A 17301-nucleotide genomic window follows, 5' to 3' on the forward strand; every position below is an offset into this window, starting at 1 on the left:
AACACAGTTGGTATTTGGGTTATTCTCAATAAGATAACGATGTATATACAGGTACTATCTGACAAAAAGTGACCACCCATTTCAGGATAAGTCATAAGTCAAATCTGCTGGAAAATAAAAGTGTCGATAGCTGTCGACACTTGTGCTGATAATTGTCGACACAATTGCCGATATATATCGGCACAATTGCTGACGGATATCGGCAATTTTGCCGACGATTGTCAGCAATTTTATTTAGCAACAGATCAACACTCAAATTCACCCAAATTCAATCTGAAATTCTTCACAACTTTTTGGGGAGATTCGTTTCATTCTTTAATGCGTGCGTTCTTTGTGCATTTCTGTCTCTTGGTTACTTTTATCAAGAATGTATTATCTTTGTGGTATGGGAAAGAATAAATTAGCAAAGTTTGAGGATATGGCGGGTTATCCGCATGTTTTCCAATATCCGTTTAATGCTCTGCAAGAGAAAGGGTTCGCGATGAAGGGGGAATGGCATAAGTCTTTCTTCCGGAACGACCACCCGATTGTATTGGAACTGGGATGTGGCAAAGGAGAATATACCGTCGGCCTGGGTAAGTTATTCCCGGAAAAGAACTTCATTGGTATAGATATCAAGGGCGCTAGGATGTGGAGCGGGGCGAAGGAATCGATGGAAGCAGGGATGAAGAATGTAGCCTTTCTGCGCACCAGCATTGAGTTGATCGCTCACTTTTTCGCACCGGGTGAGGTGTCGGAGATATGGATTACCTTTCCTGATCCGCAGATGAAGAAAGTGAATAAGCGTCTTACTTCGACGCGTTTTATGGGTTTGTACCGGGAGATTCTTTCGGAGAACGGGATCATTCATTTGAAGACGGACAGTCATTTCATGTATACCTATACACGTGAGATGGTGAAGGTCAATCGATATCCGGTATTGTTTGAGACCGATGATCTTTATCATTCGGGATTGACCGACAGTCTGCTTTCGATCCAGACTTACTATGAGCAGCAATGGCTGGACCGGGGATTGAATATTAAGTATATACGGTTTGTGTGTGAACGCAGAGAGACTCTGACAGAGCCTGATGTGGAGATTGAACTCGATCCTTACCGTAGTTTCAACCGCAGCAAACGCAGTGCGTTGGCTTCGGGAAAATAAAAAGAAAACAACATGGCAATATATCCTAAACTTATATTAGACGCATTGGAGAAGGTGCGTTATCCGGGAACGGGTAAAGATTTAGTCTCTGCCGAGATGGTGGAAGACGATATACGTATTGAAGGGAATAAGGTTAGTTTTTCGCTTGTTTTTGAGAAGGCGAACGATCCTTTTATCAAGTCGGTCGTAAAGGCGGCGGAGACGGCTATCCTGACTTATGTGGGTCCGGAAGTAGAGATCAAGGGAAATATTCGTATTGTCTCGAAACAGATGGCACGTCCGGAGCCGGATAAGTTACTGCCGGAGGTCAAACATATTGTTGCAGTCTCCTCGGGCAAAGGAGGAGTTGGCAAAAGTACGGTTGCTGCCAACCTGGCGGTGGCGCTTGCGGAGTTGGGATACAAGGTGGGGCTTTTGGATGCGGATATTTTTGGTCCGTCACAGCCGAAGATGTTCCATGTCGAAGAAGCGCGTCCGCATATGGTGGAAGTAGGAGGGCGAGAACTTATTGAGCCTGCGGAAAATTATGGGGTGAAGTTGCTGTCGATCGGGTTTTTTGTCAACAAAGAGGATGCTATCCTCTGGCGGGGAGCGATGGCCAGTAACGCACTGAAGCAATTGATTGGTGATGCAAACTGGGGGGCATTGGATTATTTCCTGTTGGATTTACCCCCGGGAACGAGTGATATTCACCTGACGCTGGTTCAGACATTGGCTGTTACCGGGGCTATCGTTGTGACAACGCCCCAGGAAGTAGCTCTTGCCGATGCCCGCAAAGGGGTGAGTATGTTCCAAAGCGATAAAATCAATGTGCCCGTATTGGGACTGGTAGAGAATATGGCTTGGTTTACCCCTGCCGAACTGCCGGAGAACAAATATTATCTTTTTGGCAAGGAGGGAGGAAAACGATTGGCGGAAGAGCTGCAAATACCTTTATTGGGACAGGTCCCGATTGTGCAAAGCATTTGCGAAGGAGGAGATGCGGGAAAACCCGTAGCCCTCGATCCAGATACGCTCACAGGCCAGGCTTTTCGTTCGTTGGCGGAGCAGGTTGTTGAAGAGGTCGACAAACGAAACAGGCAACAGCCACCGACGCAGCGGGTGGATACGAATAAGAAATAAGTTGAAATACTTCTTGAGGTAGAAAGTCGATTAATAGGAATAGAAATCTTTCAATTCTTTTTGTAGTTCCTGGCGGGCGGTGAAGATACGGCTTTTGACGGTTCCCAATTGCAGGTTGAGCCTTTCGGCTATTTCGTTGTATTTATAGCCACTGATATACATGGAGAACGGTGTTCGTATCTCTTTGTTTAAGCTTTTAATGGCTTTGGTAATTTCTTGCAGGTCGATTGCACTATCCGCTTCTGTCATGCCGGACTGCAGGTTGTTGTCCAGGTTGTAGATGTCTGTGTCCTGATCTATGAGAGTATAGGTACGGATAAGTCTGTGGTAGTTGTTTATGAAGATATTCCGCATAACGGTCAATACCCAGCCTTTGAAGTTTACGTTATTGATAAATTTTTCCTGATTGTCTAAAACCTTCAGTGTCGTTTCCTGAAACAAATCTTGTGCATCCTCTTTGTTTGACGTTAATAAGAGTGCTAAATTCATCATCTTATCTTCTATGCCTAATAATTCTTTCTGGAATGAGATAGCGTTGTGCATAACCGTGTCTGTTTGTTAATTGTCAAGCGAATGTAGAGAGAGGGAAGGAAAGGAAGAAAGTATTTGAAAGCTCATTTGCATGAAGGTGGGAAAAAGGCTTCTTTTTTCTGAGAGTAGAAGCAAAATGAATATTATTTACAACTTCTTCAAATAGGGGATTGTCGTTTTTTCAACAAAATGATTAGAATCTTCAACAAAGAAGAAACGGTTTTGTTGTGTTAAATACTTTTAATAGGACAGGGTTTAAAGCAAAAGTTTGTTTTTTCAATCCGGTTTATAGGGGGATTGAGCCTATACATACATCTTTGGGAGTATATTTGTAGAGAATGTAGAAAAGAGAATTAAACCTTTTATGCGAACGGTAGTCTCAATTAACCTAATATTGTGTAAACACCTAAAGAATCCATAAACGAAGATGACAAAGAGAGTAAAATGGGGAGTGACGGCATTGATCGTTTTACTGATAATCGGAATAATCGTATACCCTAAATTGAAGAGTACATTCACCGCCTCGGATCGTCCGGCGCCTGTAGCGGCATCTGCCGGTTCACCCCGTAACCAGATACTCGCTATCAATGCGGAAGTAATGAAGTATCAGACGATGAACGATAAGACAATCACCACAGGAAGTACGATTCCGGATGAAGAGGTAGATCTTTCTTTTGAGTCATCGGGTAAGATCGTAGCCATTTATTTTGTGGAAGGGACCCATGTGAAAGAAGGCGACCTGCTTGCCAAGATCAATGACAAACCTTTGCAGGCTCAATTGAAAAAGCTGGAAGCCCAGGTTCCGTTGGCACGCGACCGGGTATATCGTCAGCACACGCTTTTGGAAAAGGATGCCGTCAGTCAGGAGGCCTACGAACAGGTAACGACTGAGTATGAAAAGTTAATGGCCGATCTCGATCTGGTAAAAGCCAATATAGCACAAACCGAATTGCGGGCTCCTTTTGATGGAATCATCGGTCTGCGGTCTGTCAGCGAAGGAGCTTATGCGACTCCATCGACTATGGTTGTCAAGCTCACCAAAATATCCCCTTTAAAAATAGAATTCTCCGTACCTGAGAAGTACCAGACAGATGTAAAGAACGGGACTTCCATCATCTTCCGTCTGAATGATGCAACAGGCATGTTACAGGATCATACGGCAACGGTTTATGCCGTAGAGAGCAAGATCGACCCGGTCACCCGTACCTTGAAAGCCCGGGCGCTTTATGCCAACAGCAATGAAAGCATTCAGCCCGGTCGGTATCTCTCGATAGAGATTAGCAAGCAGAAGATAGAGAATGCGCTGGCTGTTCCCAGTGAAGCCATCATCCCGGAGATGGGGAAGAATATTGTTTATTTGTATAAAAACGGAGAAGCCCGCCCGGTAGAAATCATATCCGGCATCCGTACAGAAAGCCATGTGCAGGTATTGGAAGGGTTGAGTGTGGGAGATACGATAATTACGACAGGCGTGATGCAGTTACGTGCCGGGATGAAAGTATCTATTGATAATCTGTATTAATTCATTTCTATGGCAAATATTTCAGAAATAAGTATAAAACGGCCGGTTCTTTCCACCGTGATGGTGCTTGTCATCCTGTTGTTCGGATTAATAGGATATCGCTCTTTGGGGGTACGCGAGTTCCCGAGTGTGGACCAACCGATCATATCGGTGAGTACTTCTTATCCGGGGGCCAATGCGGAAGTGATCATGAACCAGATTACGGAACCACTGGAACAAAACATCAATGGTATTCCGGGTATCCGCTCTTTGAGCAGTGTCAGTAGCCAGGGAAGCAGCCGGATCACTGTCGAGTTCGAGCTCTCAGTCGACCTGGAGACGGCGGCGAATGATGTGCGTGATAAGGTCTCCCGGGCACAACGCTATCTACCGCGGGATGTGGATCCGCCTACCATCTCGAAGGCGGATGCGGATGCGACACCTATTATGCAGATCGGTATACGAAGCAGCCAGCGTTCGTTGATGGATTTAAGTGAGATTGCCGAGTTGACAGTCAAGGAACGTTTGCAGACGATCCAGAATGTGAGTGGAGTAGACATATGGGGGCAGAAGCGGTATTCGATGCGTCTTTGGTTGGATCCGATAAAAATGGCCGGATATGGTGTCACTCCTTTGGATGTTCGTAGTGCGGTAGATGTAGAGAACGTGGAACTCCCCTCGGGCAGTATCGAAGGTAATACGGTGGACCTGTCTATCCGTACCTTAGGACTGATGCAGACTGCCAAAGAGTTTAATGACCTTATCATCAAAGAAGATAATGGAAATATTGTTCGTTTTCAGGATGTAGGACGGGCAGAGTTAGCCCCTGAGGACCTGCGCAGTTTCATGAAACGCAATGGAGAGCCTATGGTTATCAATGTGATTATACCTCAACCCGGGGCCAATCATATAGAAATAGCCGACGAGGCCTATAAGCGTATCGAACAATTGCAGAAAGACCTTCCGGAAGACGTAACGATAGAAATCGTATATGACAACACCCGGTTTATTCGGGCCTCCATTGCCGAAGTGCAAGAAACGATTTATGTAGCCTTCTTATTGGTTGTATTGATTATCTTTTTGTTCTTACGTGACTGGCGGGTGACCTTGGTTCCTGTCGTGGTCATTCCTGTCTCGCTGGTAGGGGCATTCTTTATCATGTATATTGCCGGCTTCTCGATCAATGTATTGTCTTTGCTCGCTGTTGTATTGTCCGTCGGATTGGTGGTGGACGATGCGATTGTTGTGACCGAGAATATCTATGTCCGTATTGAGCAGGGGATGACTCCCAAAGCGGCCGGGATAGAAGGATCCAAAGAAATATTTTTCGCTGTTATATCGACGACAGTTACACTTATTGCCGTATTTATCCCGATTGTTTTTATGGAAGGGATGACGGGACGTTTGTTCAAAGAATTCAGTGTCGTCATTTCCGGTTCGGTGGCCATCTCTTCTTTTGTGGCATTGACATTTACGCCTATGTTGGCAACCAAACTGCTGAAACGGCGGGAAAAACAAAACTGGTTCTATGTACAAACAGAACCCTTCTTTGCCGGGATGAATCGTTTGTATGAAAGATCATTGAATGCTTTCCTCGATAGAAAATGGATAGCTATACCTATTGTTTTCCTTTTATTGGGGTCGATTCTTTATTTCTGGAAGAAGATACCTTCGGAATTGGCTCCTTTGGAAGACCGGTCGATGATCTCTGTGAATCTACGGGGACCGGAAGGTACGACTTATGAATATATCCGTGATTTTGCAGAGCGAATAGAAGCGATCACAGACTCCATCGTGCCTGAACGGGAGGCGGTCACTACGCGTTCGCGGGGATCAAGCGGTTTTCTGAGTGTGATCTTGCCTGATTTGAAAGAACGTGAACGTTCGCAGATGCAGATCGCAGACGCTCTTTCGGCGGCGGTGCGCAAAGAGACAAAGGCACGTGCCTTTGTGCAGCAGCAATCGACCTTTGGCGGCCGCCGGGGAGGAATGCCGGTGCAATATGTGTTACAAGCAACCAGCATAGAGAAATTAAGAGAATTTTTACCGGCATTTATGCTTGAGGTAAACAATAGTCCGGTCTTCCAGATGGCAGATGCCAACCTCAAATTTACCAAACCGGAGACCCGGATAGAGATAGACCGTGACAAGGCTTCTCTGTTGGGAGTCAGCACCCGTAACATTGCCCAGACCCTTCAATATGCATTGAGCGGACAACGTATGGGCTATTTTTATATGAATGGAAAGCAATACCAGATATTGGGTGAGATTAACCGCCAACAACGGAATACGCCGTTAGATCTGAAGTCTATCTATGTGCGTAGCAGCAATGGGGCAATGATCCAGTTGGATAACCTGGTTTCTCTGCAGGAAGACGTGGCGCCTCCTCAACTTTACCGCTACAATCGTTTTGTATCGGCAACGGTTACCAGCGGTTTGGCCAAAGGTTATACCCTGGGAGACGGATTGGAAGAGATGGATCGCATTGCTTCGGAGGTATTGGATGATACCTTCCGTACGGCTTTGTCCGGAGAATCGAAAGAGTTTAGAGAAAGCTCCGACAGCCTGATGTTTGCACTTATATTAGCTCTCGTAATGATTTACCTGGTGCTGGCAGCACAATTTGAAAGTTTCAAAGATCCGTTGGTGGTAATGTTTACCGTACCTCTGGCTATTGCCGGGGCTCTGGCCTTTATGAGTGGCGGAGGCATTACAATGAATATCTTCAGCCAGATCGGTATTATCATGTTGATAGGGCTGGTAGCCAAGAATGGTATCCTGATTGTCGAATTTGCCAATCAACGGCAGGAAGCCGGATTGTCCTTCCAGGAGGCGATCCGTACGGCGTCGGCGCAACGGTTACGTCCGATTCTGATGACCAGTGTCTCCACTATCCTGGGGCTTCTGCCTTTGGTTTTTGCATCAGCGGAGGGAGCCAATCAACGTATTGCCATGGGAACCGGCGTGGTAGGAGGTATGCTTGTTTCTACCTTGCTTACCCTTTATATTGTTCCGGCCATGTATGCGTATATCTCTACAGACAGACAACAGAAAAAGAAAGAATCATTATGAAACATCTATATGCGTTAGGGGTTGCGTTGGTGCTTGTTTTTACGGCTGAGGCGCAGGAGGTATATAATTTAAAACAATGCATTGAAGCCGGTCTTGAGCGGAATTATGCCATCCGGATTGTACGCAACGAACAGAAGATAAGTGCATACAATGCCACTTTGGGCAATGCCGGTGCGTTGCCAACCCTGGATATGAGTGGCGGTTTTAGTGGTACGATCCAAAATAACCGGAATAGTCTGCGGGACGGGGGGACGGATAAAACCCATGGCGTAAATAGTGAAACGGCAACTATCGGTTTAAATATGAACTGGACTGTCTTTGATGGTTTCGGTATACAAGCCACCTATGAACGATTGAAAGAACTTCAACGTATGGGAGAGTTGAATACGCGCATGACGGTGGAAGACTTCGTGGCAGACATTTCCGGGGAATATTATAACCTGATACGCCAAAAAACCCGCCTGAACAATCTACGCTCTTCGTTGGATCTCTCCAAAGAACGTCTACGCATTGTGGAGCAACGCTATTATATCGGTTCTATGTCTCGTCTCGATCTTCAACAGGCACAGGTCGACTTCAACTCCGACAGTTCCAAAGTGCTCAATCAGTTGGAGGTAGTCCACCGCTCTCGCATCCGCCTGAATGAGTTGATGGCCTTGGATAATGTGGAAGAGCAGATCCGAATTGCAGATTCATTGATCTACCCCAATCCTTTTTTAGACGAGGTGGATTTGTGGAAGAACACGCTGAGTTCGAACGCCGCCCTCTTAATAGCCGAAAAAAATAAGACTCTCTCAGAGTTGGATTACAAAAAAGTAAAAAGCCGTAATTATCCCTACCTACGCCTAACGGGAGGTTATGGGTATACTGCAAATTGGTATGAGGTAGGTTCCTACGATTTGCAGCAACGCTTAGGACTGAACTATGGGGTGACCTTGGGTTTTACCCTTTTCGATGGCATGAACCGGCGACGGGAACAACGCAACGCCCGCTTGCAGATAGAAAATAAGAAACTACAAACACAGGAGCTGGAACTGGCCCTACGCGCTGACTTGAGTAACTTTTGGATGGCTTACCAGAACAACCTCGACCTGTGGGCACTGGAGAAAGCCAACCTGGTTGCGGCACAAGAGAATTATGCGATCGCCATTGACCGGTATAAGCTCGGTGATCTCTCCGGTATTGAACTTCGCGAAGCACAAAATAACCTATTGGAGGCCGAAGAGCGCCGCTCCATTGCCGAGTATAATACAAAGCTTTGTGAAGTCTCCCTCTTGCAACTAAGTGGACAGATCCTGACCTATATTGCTCCCGATCCCGAGAAGGCTCCTTTTTAAAATAAGTAAGAAAACAAACTTTTGCCCCCTTTCTGTTGTTTTATTCTTATAAGACGATATGAAAGGGGAATCTGTACGCATAAAAATCTACCGCTTTTACCGGGATGGCTTCCAAGAGATGACATGGGGTAAAACGCTTTGGCTTATCATTCTGATCAAGTTATTCATTCTGTTTGTTATCCTTCGGATCTTCTTTTTCCCTACTCATTTAGGACAGTTTGATAGTCAGGCTGCCAAGGAAGACTATGTCTCTGGCGAATTAATAAATCGGGCAATAACACCTTAAAACTTATAACATATGATCGAAACAATAGATACTTCTCTGATTGATTGGTCAAGGGCACAGTTCGCATTAACAGCTATGTATCATTGGTTATTCGTGCCGTTAACGTTAGGCCTTGGAGTGATTCAGGCCATTATGGAAACCATTTATTACAAAACCGGAAATGAATCGTGGAAAAGAACAGCCCAATTCTGGATGAAGCTATTCGGTATAAACTTTGCCATAGGGGTAGCCACCGGCTTGATACTTGAATTCGAGTTCGGCACGAACTGGTCTAATTACAGTTGGTTCGTCGGCGATATCTTCGGAGCTCCTTTGGCTATTGAAGGAATCCTCGCTTTCTTTATGGAGGCTACCTTTATCGCTGTCATGTTTTTCGGTTGGGAAAAAGTAAGTAAACGCTTCCACCTGGTGGCCACCTGGCTGACAATCGTAGGAGCCACCCTCTCGGCCTACTGGATACTCGTGGCCAACGCCTGGATGCAATACCCCGTAGGGATGGCATTCAATCCGGATACTGTGCGCAATGAGATGTTTGACTTCTGGGCAGTTGCTCTCTCTCCGGTAGCGATTAACAAATTCCTTCATTCGGTATTTTCCGGATGGGTATTGGGCGCATTGTTTGTGTTGGGGGTAAGCAGTTGGTATTTATTGAAAAAAAGAAATACAACCTTCGCTTTATCCAGTATAAAGATCGGGGCCGTTTTCGGATTATTCGCCTCTTTGTTGATCCTTTGGAGTGGAGATAAATCCGCCTATCAGGTAGCCCAAAGGCAGCCGATGAAACTAGCTGCAATGGAAGGTTTATATGAAGGAGAAACAGGAGCCGGCCTGGTGGCTGTCGCTTTACTGAATCCGCAAAAGCAACAGTATGATGATGCGGTGGATCCGTTTCTTTTTAAAATACAAATACCGAAACTATTGTCTTTCCTGGCAGAAAGAGAGATAGATGCGTATGTGCCCGGAATCAAGAATATAATAGAAGGCGGATACCCCTCTCCGGCCGGCACCCAAGTGCTTTCGGCGCAGGAAAAGATAGAAAAAGGGCAAAAAGCCATTACTGCCTTGGCAAACTATCGCAAGGCCGTGAAAGAAAAAGAGGAAGAGAAGATGCTTCAATCGCGGGTTATACTGGAAGAGAATTTTGCCTATTTCGGCTATGGGTATATCAAAGATCCGGCAGAGCTGGTGCCTCCTGTAGGACTGACTTTTTATTCTTTTCATATAATGGTTATCCTGGGCATGTATTTTATCCTGCTCTTTCTTATCGCTCTCTTATGGGGAAAAAGAGAGAAATTCAAAGAGGCCAGGTGGCTGCAATACATCTGTTTAGGGACAATCCCTCTGGGATATATAGCCGGACAGGCCGGATGGATCGTGGCTGAAGTAGGACGACAACCTTGGGCTATACAGGATATATTGCCTACCAGTGCTTCTATCTCTAAATTGGATACCTCTTCTGTACAAACCACTTTTTTTATCTTTTTATTCCTTTTCACCGTATTGCTGATTGCTGAGATCCGAATTATGCTGAAAGCGATAAAAGAAGGACCGCATATGACTTCCAACCCATCCCATTAAAAAATACAGATCATGAATACATATAGTATATTGCAACATTATTGGTGGTTTCTCATCTCTTTATTGGGAGGTTTCTTGGTTTTTCTCCTTTTTGTACAAGGGGGGCAATCCTTATTATTCAATATCGGGAAGACAGAGATACAGCGGAAAATCTTATCCAACTCAACCGGACGCAAATGGGAGTTTACCTTTACCACCCTGGTCACGTTCGGGGGAGCTTTTTTTGCTTCCTTTCCTTTGTTCTATTCTACCAGCTTTGGAGGTGCCTATTGGGTCTGGATACTTATCCTCTTGTCTTTTGTTATACAGGCAGTATCCTATGAATACCAGGCTAAAAAAGGGAACCTATTGGGAAAGAAGACCTATCGCATCTTTCTATTTATCAATGGAGTAATCGGACCGATATTGTTAGGAACAGCCGTCGGTACATTTTTTAGTGGAGCCGAATTTGTTGTGCGTAAAGAACAAATAACCGATCTGGCGATGCCTGTCATATCCACCTGGGCCAATGCCTGGCATGGATTGGAGGCTGTATGGGTCATATGGAATGTCTGTCTTGGCTTCGCTTTGTTCTTTTTAGCACGGGTTCTGGCTTTGCTTTATTTTATAAACAATATAAACGAGGCTGAGATCCTGGAGCGATGCCGGAAACGTCTTTTGCCGGAATCTGTCCTTTTCCTGGTTTTCTTCCTTACTTTCTTTACACATCTGATGCTGGCAGACGGTTTTGCAGTCCATCCGGAAACGAACGAGATCTTTATGCAACCGTATAAATACTTCACAAACCTGGTAGAGATGCCCGCTGTATTCATTCTCTTATTAATCGGCATCCTGGGTGTTCTTGGGGGGATAATGCGATCCTTGCTCTCTGTCGACTGGCGAAAAGGCATATGGTTTACCGGTACGGGCACCGTACTGACTGTCTTGGCTTTGCTCTTATGTGCCGGTTGGAACCACACGGCTTATTACCCTTCAGTTGTTGATTTGCAAAGCTCACTAACCATACAAAACAGTTCTTCCAGCCCTTTTACGTTGAAAGTAATGAGTTATGTATCCCTGTTGATCCCTTTTGTCTTAGGTTATATCTTTTATGCCTGGCGTGCCTTAGACCTGACAAAGATTGATCACCGGGAGATGGAAGAGAATGATCATACCTATTAGAAAAAAGGGGTATAAGGATTCAAGGATAAATCGCTTTACTCCATTGCAGTTCGGATTTATACCATGTATTTAATTCGGTGTATTTCTTCTGTAAAGGATAGATGGATAGTCCGGAGAACTGTTTCACATCGTACTCTCTTCTATCCCCCGAACAGTATATCTTGTCCGTCGTATATTTATGTTTGATCACTTTCCCCAAAGCAGTTTTAAATGATTGAAACTGTTCGGCTGTGGCAAGCCGGCTGATCATATCCTGCAGGTCATACAATTTTGTCGTTCCAAAGGTTATGTATGAGAGGGTCTGTAAATCCGAAAGCGGTAAAGCATATACAGCTTCTTCCCCCACTGTCGAGAGAATATCCCTCACCACGCCGGTCAGCTCTTCTAATCCACTGGTTTCAATAACCGAAATACAACCATATGGATTGCGATAAGAAGTATAGAAATCCCGGAAAGCCAAAGCTACCTTATCCAAAGCCGCAGTTTCAGTAAACAGATAAGGAAGCATATCTCCATAAGGGAAGCCATAAGCCATTGTTTCCGAAGGGGAAGCAACAATATAATCTGCCTTGTCCTTCAATTCATAGGCACATTCTATTCCTGCCATACTACAAGCATCAAACAGGATAAAATCAAAATAGTACCCTCTCAACGCCTGTTCCAATTCATATATTTCCATATGCTTACCCTCTTCTTCTCCAAAGGAACGAAGCATATTTGTATACTTTGAGGGTAACCAGGAAGTACCATGGCTGGAAAGAATAAGCCCGTAACCTTCAGCCGGATACTCAGCAAAGACTTCTCCTATTATTTGATGCATTACTTCCGGAGTGACGGCGCTCTGTCCCTCGTAATTTCGGATGTGATGTCTTGTGACAACTCCTCCTTTGCCTTCTTTAATCTGAAAAAGCTCTGCGTTTTTGTTTTTGTCGGAGTAATATACAATCAGGTTTCCGTTATTCAGGTTCTTTTGAGAGGCGACCGAAATCATGTCCTCCAGATTCCCTTGCATATTTCCGTTCAGATTACTTGCCACCATATAAACCAATACGGTACGGGTTGCTTTATCTTCTGATTCTTTTTCTTTTTGGCAACTTACCAAGCCAATAACAAAGGCCCATAAGCATATGATATATTTCATTTGCATCTGTCGTTATTCTTTTTACTCTTACAAAGATAAGAATTTCTGTCCGATACATATTGGCTTTAACTTCCTTTATCACAAGGAGATTCCGGAAAACAGGCGAAAGAGATTATTTCATTTCCGTTTCTTTACAGGTAAGGGAAATGCCTCCTTCCGGTGTTTGGGCAAGAGAGGCTTCTACCTCGAACAATAGATCCTGTTTCTCCTTATCCCATAAGGCAGTCTCTATATACAACGAAGAGGCTATTTCACGCCCATCCGCCAAAAAGAACTGAAAGAGAAATTGATTGGCGGAAGCTGAGCCCGGTTTTCCGTCCGGTTCTCCGTCCAGTATATAAGTTACCCCTTCAAAACCAAAATCCGTTTTTTCTAAAGGAATCGGCAATGCAAGAGAATTCTCCATACTTAATTTCCTGTCGCTTAAATACATGAGAGGAGGAATGCCTGACAAGAGAAGGGAACAATCACTGAACAGCTTTGCCTCTTTTACATACACCTTCAAGCGGACACATTTTGTGAAAAGAACAGGAGTCAGCGTCATACTTATATCCTGGTTCGGGTCTACAACCAAAGAGTTTAAAACCGCGCCATACAAAGGGGCGACAGGAGAAACGACTGCCTCCTCCGACTTATAGAACGGGAGAAAGGCCTCTACCCGGTTAAAGTCATTTCTCCGAAGTTGAATATGCCGATCCCCGCAATTATAAACCAACAGCCGATAAACGTCAGATGGCAGAGCCATCCGCAATTTCCCGGAATCACTTTCTGTCTGTATCATCGCCTCACTGCCGGAGGGGTAAAAGCAAAAACGGAGATTTTCAGCTTTTATATCGGGCATCAAAAGACTGTCCCATTCAATCGTAAAAGAGACAATACCGTAGCCTTTCGTAGGCGTTTGTTTTGCCTTTTTACAACCGAATAATATCGTGCAACTCCATAAAACACAGATAAAAACGGTTATTGTAAAAGTGGTCTTCCTATCACTTTTCATTCTTAAATTTCCTTTCTCCCCTATATGGTTAGCTTACTAAAAACAAAAATACCGAAAAAAAGAAAAGGAATGATTGTTGATTCTGTTCAATAAGTTGTAAATCTTAATTCGAAAGGCATTTCTTTCGGGTATTGTCGTGAATCGGTTTGTTTTATGCGTGAGAAGAGACGATACGAACGATCTCCTCTGCCTTATGAATGATATAATCGGGCTGAAAATTTTCCAACTCGTGCAAAGGGCGAAAACCCCAACTGACACCACAGGATACTACCCCACTATTTATGGCCGTTTGCATATCTACCCCCGAATCGCCTACATACAAGGTTTCCTCTTGGGTCACTGCCGTAACAGACAGGATCTCCTGTACAATTACAGGATCAGGCTTCGGTGCAATCCCTTCCCGCTGCCCCAGAACCTTTGCAAAACGGATTTCCGGAAAGTAATGGGCGACCAACTTACAAGTTGCTTCATGGTATTTATTCGAAGCCACGGCCAATAAAAGGCCCTGCTGTTGTAATTCTTGCAATACGTCCGTAATGCCCGGATAGGGAGTACTCCGGTCCATATTGTGTGTATTATAATAAGGAAGGAAAGAGGTACGGATACGTTGGATATTTATATCGGTTTTTTCTCCTTCCGGCAAAGCCCGTTCAAAGAGTTTGTTGATGCCATTTCCTACAAAGAAGCGATAAGCCTCTGTCGGATGTGTGGGGAATTTATACTGTTCTAAGGCGTGATTCGTACTCGCTGCCAGATCGGCTATTGTATTGAGAAGCGTTCCGTCCAAATCGAATATAACCAGTTTGATCATGTTTTTTTACTTTTGGAACACAAAAATAATGAAATGTTTTAGGATGTTTGCAAGATATATGTATCTTTAAGAATTTCTTACTTTATACAAGTAAAACTATATGGAGGTAAGGATGGTTTTATTAATAAAACATGTATAACATAAAAATCTACGATCATGGGAAAAAGATTAATTCACGAAAACGAGATTCATTTGATTAAACAACCGGATATACATGCGGTTGTCAGGAAAATGATTGAAGAATTAGGCTTGGCAGCCGGCTCAATGAAAGGTTTTGATATTTATAAAGTAGTGGAAACCTATTTTATGAATCTAGAGAAAAGGCATGAAATTAATGAACTATTAAAAATAACAGAAGACCCTGTTTACTGCGGAGAAGAAGAACAGATCCGGGAAACGGAAGCCGCTGAAAAATAAAAACACAAGAAAAAACAGATAGCCCTCTCAATCGCTCGCGGTTGAGAGGGCTATTTTTATGACAAAGATAAAAAAAGAGATCGCCTCGGATTGGGGCGATCTCTTTTTTTCCTTAGGATCATTTATCGGATCGTTTTTCTTTTATTTTTTCACCTTGCCTGGATTCTTGGCCATAAAGTCTTTCCATCCGGTGTATTTTTTCTCCTTTGTCGGACTATTGGATTGCAGATAATGACAAAAAGCGGCCGCCAGTCCGTCGGTAGCATCTAATTGAGGCAGCATCGATGTGTTGGGTATATGCAATATGCGTTGCAACATATCTGCGACTTGTTCTTTGGCGGCCTGTCCATTTCCAGTGATCGCCATTTTTATTTTCAAAGGTGCATATTCAAAGATCGGAATGTCACGCTCCAGGGCGGCCGCCATAGCCACTCCTTGTGCCCGTCCCAGTTTCAGCATACTTTGTACATTTTTCCCAAAGAAAGGGGCTTCAATAGCCAGTTCGTCCGGATGATATTCATCGATCAGGCCAAGTACACGATCAAATATTTTACGCAAGCGCAGGTAATGGTCGTCGTATTTATTGAGTTGCAGGACTCCCATAGTCTCCAGCCGAGGCCTGTTTCCTTCAACCACCAATATACCATAGCCCATAACAATCGTCCCGGGGTCAATACCTAATATGATACGTTCTTTTTTCATTTCTCCCAGTCGATCTCGTCCAGTAAAGTAGTGAAACCAACCACCTTGCTGCCGAAACGGGCAATCAGCTTTTTATGCAACAGATTTCCTTCCTGCTCCAACCAATACTGTAATGTATCTACATTTTTTACATGAAACTGTACGGAATAACTTTCTCCTTCCCCCTCTTCCGCTTGTATGACCCGGCGCAAACAGGGAGTATGCAAAAAACCGGAAAGACTCGCCTGGGGTATATATTCTTTTTTGAGGAAGAAGAGACAATCCTCCAGAATCTCTTTATCTATATGGAAGGTGGTGTTATAAACTATCATTTTTCTGCTGTGTTTCTGCAGCAAAGGTAATGATTTCTTCCTCCTCTCCCGTTTTTTCCCCCCGTAAAAAGGAAGCCATTAAACACAAAATAAATCCAACAAAAAATATACCTTCACCTCATAAAGATAACAGTTATATTAAAAAAACACTTATATTTGCACACGAAAAGCCGCAACGGGGTATTAGCTCATCTGGCTAGAGCGTTAGACTGGCAGTCTAAAGGTGATCGGTTCGAGTCCGATATACTCCACAAACAAGGCTAAGTATTAGCGAGTTACAAAATTTACACCCAGATTTACACCCATAAATGTAGATTTGGGTGTTCTTTTTCATAAAAATCCCCCGAACCTCAACTGAAATCCGGGGGGCATCTGTCATACTTCTGTTAGTTCTCAATGATATGTGTTAATAGATCTCTTTGAGTAATATTCTTATGTCGCCAATTTCCTCAAACAATTTGCCAAAGGCTTGCTCAGTCATTTGAGCATCAAAATAATCTCTGTATGCCCTGATCGTTTTTACAAAGGCAATCTTCTCAACCGGATTGTATGGCCGAGGAAAGCTGTCAATATAATACCGTGGGCTTCCACAACGCCTCAATGTTACCCAATTAGCGGCAGACAGCTTCTTATTTCGCTTCACACCATAGGGATAGTACTTCTTTTTGAAAACGTCCAACTTACCTTTGAACCCCTCCATCCCATACGGAAGATCAGCGGCCTCTATTGCTATTTTGATAAATTCAAGAAGCGTAACCTCTTCATAAGGTAAAACACTTTGTACCCTTCGAGCTTCATTAATTAGTTGATCGTATTGTTTGTAGCTTAATGCTTCAGGGGTGTAATTTGCTCTTTTCATCTTGTTTTTATTAGTTGATTAATATTACTTCGTTCTGTGCCGCATATCCTGTGGCTAAATACGCCTTTCCGGTTACAAGGTGGACAAAGACTACCTCTGTGCCGTGAAAGTCGCTGAAATCTCTATCCTTGACTTTGTAGACGATTCTTTCATTGATGAACCGGAACCGGTCGCCCGGCTCCAGTGTGAATAGTTGTGCTTTCATAGCTTTACTTCATAATGAGTGCATTCGTAAACCTTCCCTTCATCGAGAGAGTAATTATAATAATTGGTTGTTACATGGAAAATCCTCTCCTCGTTGACCCCTGTTCGCCAATCAAAACTGATCCTCTCT

At 44.0% G+C, this 17301-nt stretch carries 17 protein-coding genes and 1 tRNA gene; 10 read left to right on the top strand and 8 right to left on the bottom strand.

The features are described 5' to 3' along the window. Positions 1–385: 385 nt before the first annotated feature. Positions 386–1144, top strand: a complete 759-nt coding sequence (trmB, locus tag D0T51_RS11405; protein WP_163729444.1) for a tRNA (guanosine(46)-N7)-methyltransferase TrmB — start codon at positions 386–388, stop codon at positions 1142–1144. A 12-nt stretch (positions 1145–1156) separates the two neighbouring features. Then, on the top strand, positions 1157–2266 hold the full coding sequence (locus D0T51_RS11410; protein WP_163729446.1) for an Mrp/NBP35 family ATP-binding protein: 1110 nt from the start codon (positions 1157–1159) through the stop codon (positions 2264–2266). Positions 2267–2296: 30 nt separating this feature from the next. On the opposite strand, the gene D0T51_RS11415 is transcribed toward D0T51_RS11410, so the two are convergent. Further along, a complete protein-coding gene (locus D0T51_RS11415; RefSeq protein WP_163729448.1) occupies positions 2297–2809 on the bottom strand; it encodes an RNA polymerase sigma factor in 513 nt (170 codons plus the stop codon). A 415-nt stretch (positions 2810–3224) separates the two neighbouring features. Between D0T51_RS11415 and D0T51_RS11420 the strand changes: the two genes are divergently transcribed. Genes D0T51_RS11420 through D0T51_RS11445 form a run of 6 tightly spaced genes read left to right on the top strand, consistent with a single transcriptional unit; the run spans position 3225 to position 11732 of the window. Then, positions 3225–4319 (top strand): efflux RND transporter periplasmic adaptor subunit, encoded by a 1095-nt coding sequence (locus D0T51_RS11420; protein WP_163729451.1) that lies wholly within the window; start codon positions 3225–3227, stop codon positions 4317–4319. A 9-nt stretch (positions 4320–4328) separates the two neighbouring features. Beyond that, positions 4329–7370: an efflux RND transporter permease subunit gene (locus D0T51_RS11425; RefSeq protein WP_163729452.1), complete on the top strand. Its 3042-nt coding sequence runs from the start codon at positions 4329–4331 to the stop codon at positions 7368–7370. Continuing rightward, the gene (locus D0T51_RS11430; RefSeq protein WP_163729454.1) at positions 7367–8707 is read left to right on the top strand and encodes a TolC family protein; all 1341 of its coding nucleotides are present in this window, start codon (positions 7367–7369) and stop codon (positions 8705–8707) included. The genes D0T51_RS11425 and D0T51_RS11430 overlap by 4 nt, the downstream gene beginning before the upstream one ends. A 58-nt stretch (positions 8708–8765) precedes the next feature. Beyond that, on the top strand, positions 8766–8993 hold the full coding sequence (locus D0T51_RS11435; RefSeq protein WP_163729455.1) for a DUF4492 domain-containing protein: 228 nt from the start codon (positions 8766–8768) through the stop codon (positions 8991–8993). A gap of 12 nt (positions 8994–9005) precedes the next feature. Further along, positions 9006–10571, top strand: coding sequence for a cytochrome ubiquinol oxidase subunit I (locus tag D0T51_RS11440; RefSeq protein ID WP_163729457.1), 1566 nt, complete (start codon positions 9006–9008; stop codon positions 10569–10571). Between the two features lie 12 nt (positions 10572–10583). Then, complete coding sequence (locus tag D0T51_RS11445; RefSeq protein ID WP_203583381.1) at positions 10584–11732, top strand: cytochrome d ubiquinol oxidase subunit II; 1149 nt, start codon at positions 10584–10586, stop codon at positions 11730–11732. A gap of 19 nt (positions 11733–11751) precedes the next feature. On the opposite strand, the gene D0T51_RS11450 is transcribed toward D0T51_RS11445, so the two are convergent. From D0T51_RS11450 to D0T51_RS11460, 3 genes are all read right to left on the bottom strand, one after another. Then, on the bottom strand, positions 11752–12873 hold the full coding sequence (locus D0T51_RS11450) for a clostripain-related cysteine peptidase (RefSeq protein WP_163729458.1): 1122 nt from the start codon (positions 12871–12873) through the stop codon (positions 11752–11754). Positions 12874–12985: 112 nt separating this feature from the next. Further along, positions 12986–13867 carry a DUF5119 domain-containing protein gene (locus tag D0T51_RS11455; RefSeq protein ID WP_163729460.1) on the bottom strand — a complete coding sequence of 294 codons (882 nt, stop codon included), beginning with the start codon at positions 13865–13867 and terminating at the stop codon, positions 12986–12988. Between the two features lie 151 nt (positions 13868–14018). After that, positions 14019–14678 (bottom strand): HAD family hydrolase, encoded by a 660-nt coding sequence (locus tag D0T51_RS11460; protein WP_163729462.1) that lies wholly within the window; start codon positions 14676–14678, stop codon positions 14019–14021. Positions 14679–14834: 156 nt separating this feature from the next. Here D0T51_RS11460 and D0T51_RS11465 point away from each other — a divergent pair, with 156 nt between their 5' ends. Then, positions 14835–15095, top strand: coding sequence for a hypothetical protein (locus tag D0T51_RS11465; RefSeq protein WP_163729464.1), 261 nt, complete (start codon positions 14835–14837; stop codon positions 15093–15095). 141 nt (positions 15096–15236) lie between these two features. Here D0T51_RS11465 and ruvC read toward each other — a convergent pair whose 3' ends face one another. Both ruvC and D0T51_RS11475 read right to left on the bottom strand, forming a co-directional pair. After that, entirely contained in the window at positions 15237–15797 is a 561-nt protein-coding gene (gene ruvC, locus D0T51_RS11470; protein WP_163729466.1) for a crossover junction endodeoxyribonuclease RuvC, read from the bottom strand. Further along, a complete protein-coding gene (locus tag D0T51_RS11475) occupies positions 15794–16108 on the bottom strand; it encodes a DUF4286 family protein (protein ID WP_163729468.1) in 315 nt (104 codons plus the stop codon). The genes ruvC and D0T51_RS11475 overlap by 4 nt, the downstream gene beginning before the upstream one ends. 177 nt (positions 16109–16285) lie before the next feature. Between D0T51_RS11475 and D0T51_RS11480 the strand changes: the two genes are divergently transcribed. Beyond that, a tRNA-Ala gene (locus D0T51_RS11480) sits at positions 16286–16359 on the top strand. 155 nt (positions 16360–16514) lie between these two features. Here D0T51_RS11480 and D0T51_RS11485 read toward each other — a convergent pair. Beyond that, on the bottom strand, positions 16515–16967 hold the full coding sequence (locus tag D0T51_RS11485) for a hypothetical protein (RefSeq protein WP_163729469.1): 453 nt from the start codon (positions 16965–16967) through the stop codon (positions 16515–16517). 10 nt (positions 16968–16977) lie between these two features. Beyond that, on the bottom strand, positions 16978–17172 hold the full coding sequence (locus D0T51_RS11490; RefSeq protein ID WP_163729472.1) for a hypothetical protein: 195 nt from the start codon (positions 17170–17172) through the stop codon (positions 16978–16980). Positions 17173–17301 lie beyond the last annotated feature (129 nt).

Origin of the sequence: Parabacteroides sp. 52, from assembly GCF_010500925.1 — a bacterium.
In the GTDB taxonomy this organism is placed as follows: Bacteria; Bacteroidota; Bacteroidia; order Bacteroidales; family Tannerellaceae; genus QVMG01.

What these genes read in the sequence shown, in the direction of transcription:
- trmB (WP_163729444.1), top strand. Translation starts at nt 386, where the DNA reads ATGGGAAAGAATAAATTAGCAAAGTTTGAGGATATGGCGGGTTATCCG.
- D0T51_RS11410 (WP_163729446.1), top strand. Translation starts at nt 1,157, where the DNA reads ATGGCAATATATCCTAAACTTATATTAGACGCATTGGAGAAGGTGCGT.
- D0T51_RS11415 (WP_163729448.1), bottom strand. Translation starts at nt 2,809, where the DNA reads ATGCACAACGCTATCTCATTCCAGAAAGAATTATTAGGCATAGAAGAT.
- D0T51_RS11420 (WP_163729451.1), top strand. Translation starts at nt 3,225, where the DNA reads ATGACAAAGAGAGTAAAATGGGGAGTGACGGCATTGATCGTTTTACTG.
- D0T51_RS11425 (WP_163729452.1), top strand. Translation starts at nt 4,329, where the DNA reads ATGGCAAATATTTCAGAAATAAGTATAAAACGGCCGGTTCTTTCCACC.
- D0T51_RS11430 (WP_163729454.1), top strand. Translation starts at nt 7,367, where the DNA reads ATGAAACATCTATATGCGTTAGGGGTTGCGTTGGTGCTTGTTTTTACG.
- D0T51_RS11435 (WP_163729455.1), top strand. Translation starts at nt 8,766, where the DNA reads ATGAAAGGGGAATCTGTACGCATAAAAATCTACCGCTTTTACCGGGAT.
- D0T51_RS11440 (WP_163729457.1), top strand. Translation starts at nt 9,006, where the DNA reads ATGATCGAAACAATAGATACTTCTCTGATTGATTGGTCAAGGGCACAG.
- D0T51_RS11445 (WP_203583381.1), top strand. Translation starts at nt 10,584, where the DNA reads ATGAATACATATAGTATATTGCAACATTATTGGTGGTTTCTCATCTCT.
- D0T51_RS11450 (WP_163729458.1), bottom strand. Translation starts at nt 12,873, where the DNA reads ATGAAATATATCATATGCTTATGGGCCTTTGTTATTGGCTTGGTAAGT.
- D0T51_RS11455 (WP_163729460.1), bottom strand. Translation starts at nt 13,867, where the DNA reads ATGAAAAGTGATAGGAAGACCACTTTTACAATAACCGTTTTTATCTGT.
- D0T51_RS11460 (WP_163729462.1), bottom strand. Translation starts at nt 14,678, where the DNA reads ATGATCAAACTGGTTATATTCGATTTGGACGGAACGCTTCTCAATACA.
- D0T51_RS11465 (WP_163729464.1), top strand. Translation starts at nt 14,835, where the DNA reads ATGGGAAAAAGATTAATTCACGAAAACGAGATTCATTTGATTAAACAA.
- ruvC (WP_163729466.1), bottom strand. Translation starts at nt 15,797, where the DNA reads ATGAAAAAAGAACGTATCATATTAGGTATTGACCCCGGGACGATTGTT.
- D0T51_RS11475 (WP_163729468.1), bottom strand. Translation starts at nt 16,108, where the DNA reads ATGATAGTTTATAACACCACCTTCCATATAGATAAAGAGATTCTGGAG.
- D0T51_RS11485 (WP_163729469.1), bottom strand. Translation starts at nt 16,967, where the DNA reads ATGAAAAGAGCAAATTACACCCCTGAAGCATTAAGCTACAAACAATAC.
- D0T51_RS11490 (WP_163729472.1), bottom strand. Translation starts at nt 17,172, where the DNA reads ATGAAAGCACAACTATTCACACTGGAGCCGGGCGACCGGTTCCGGTTC.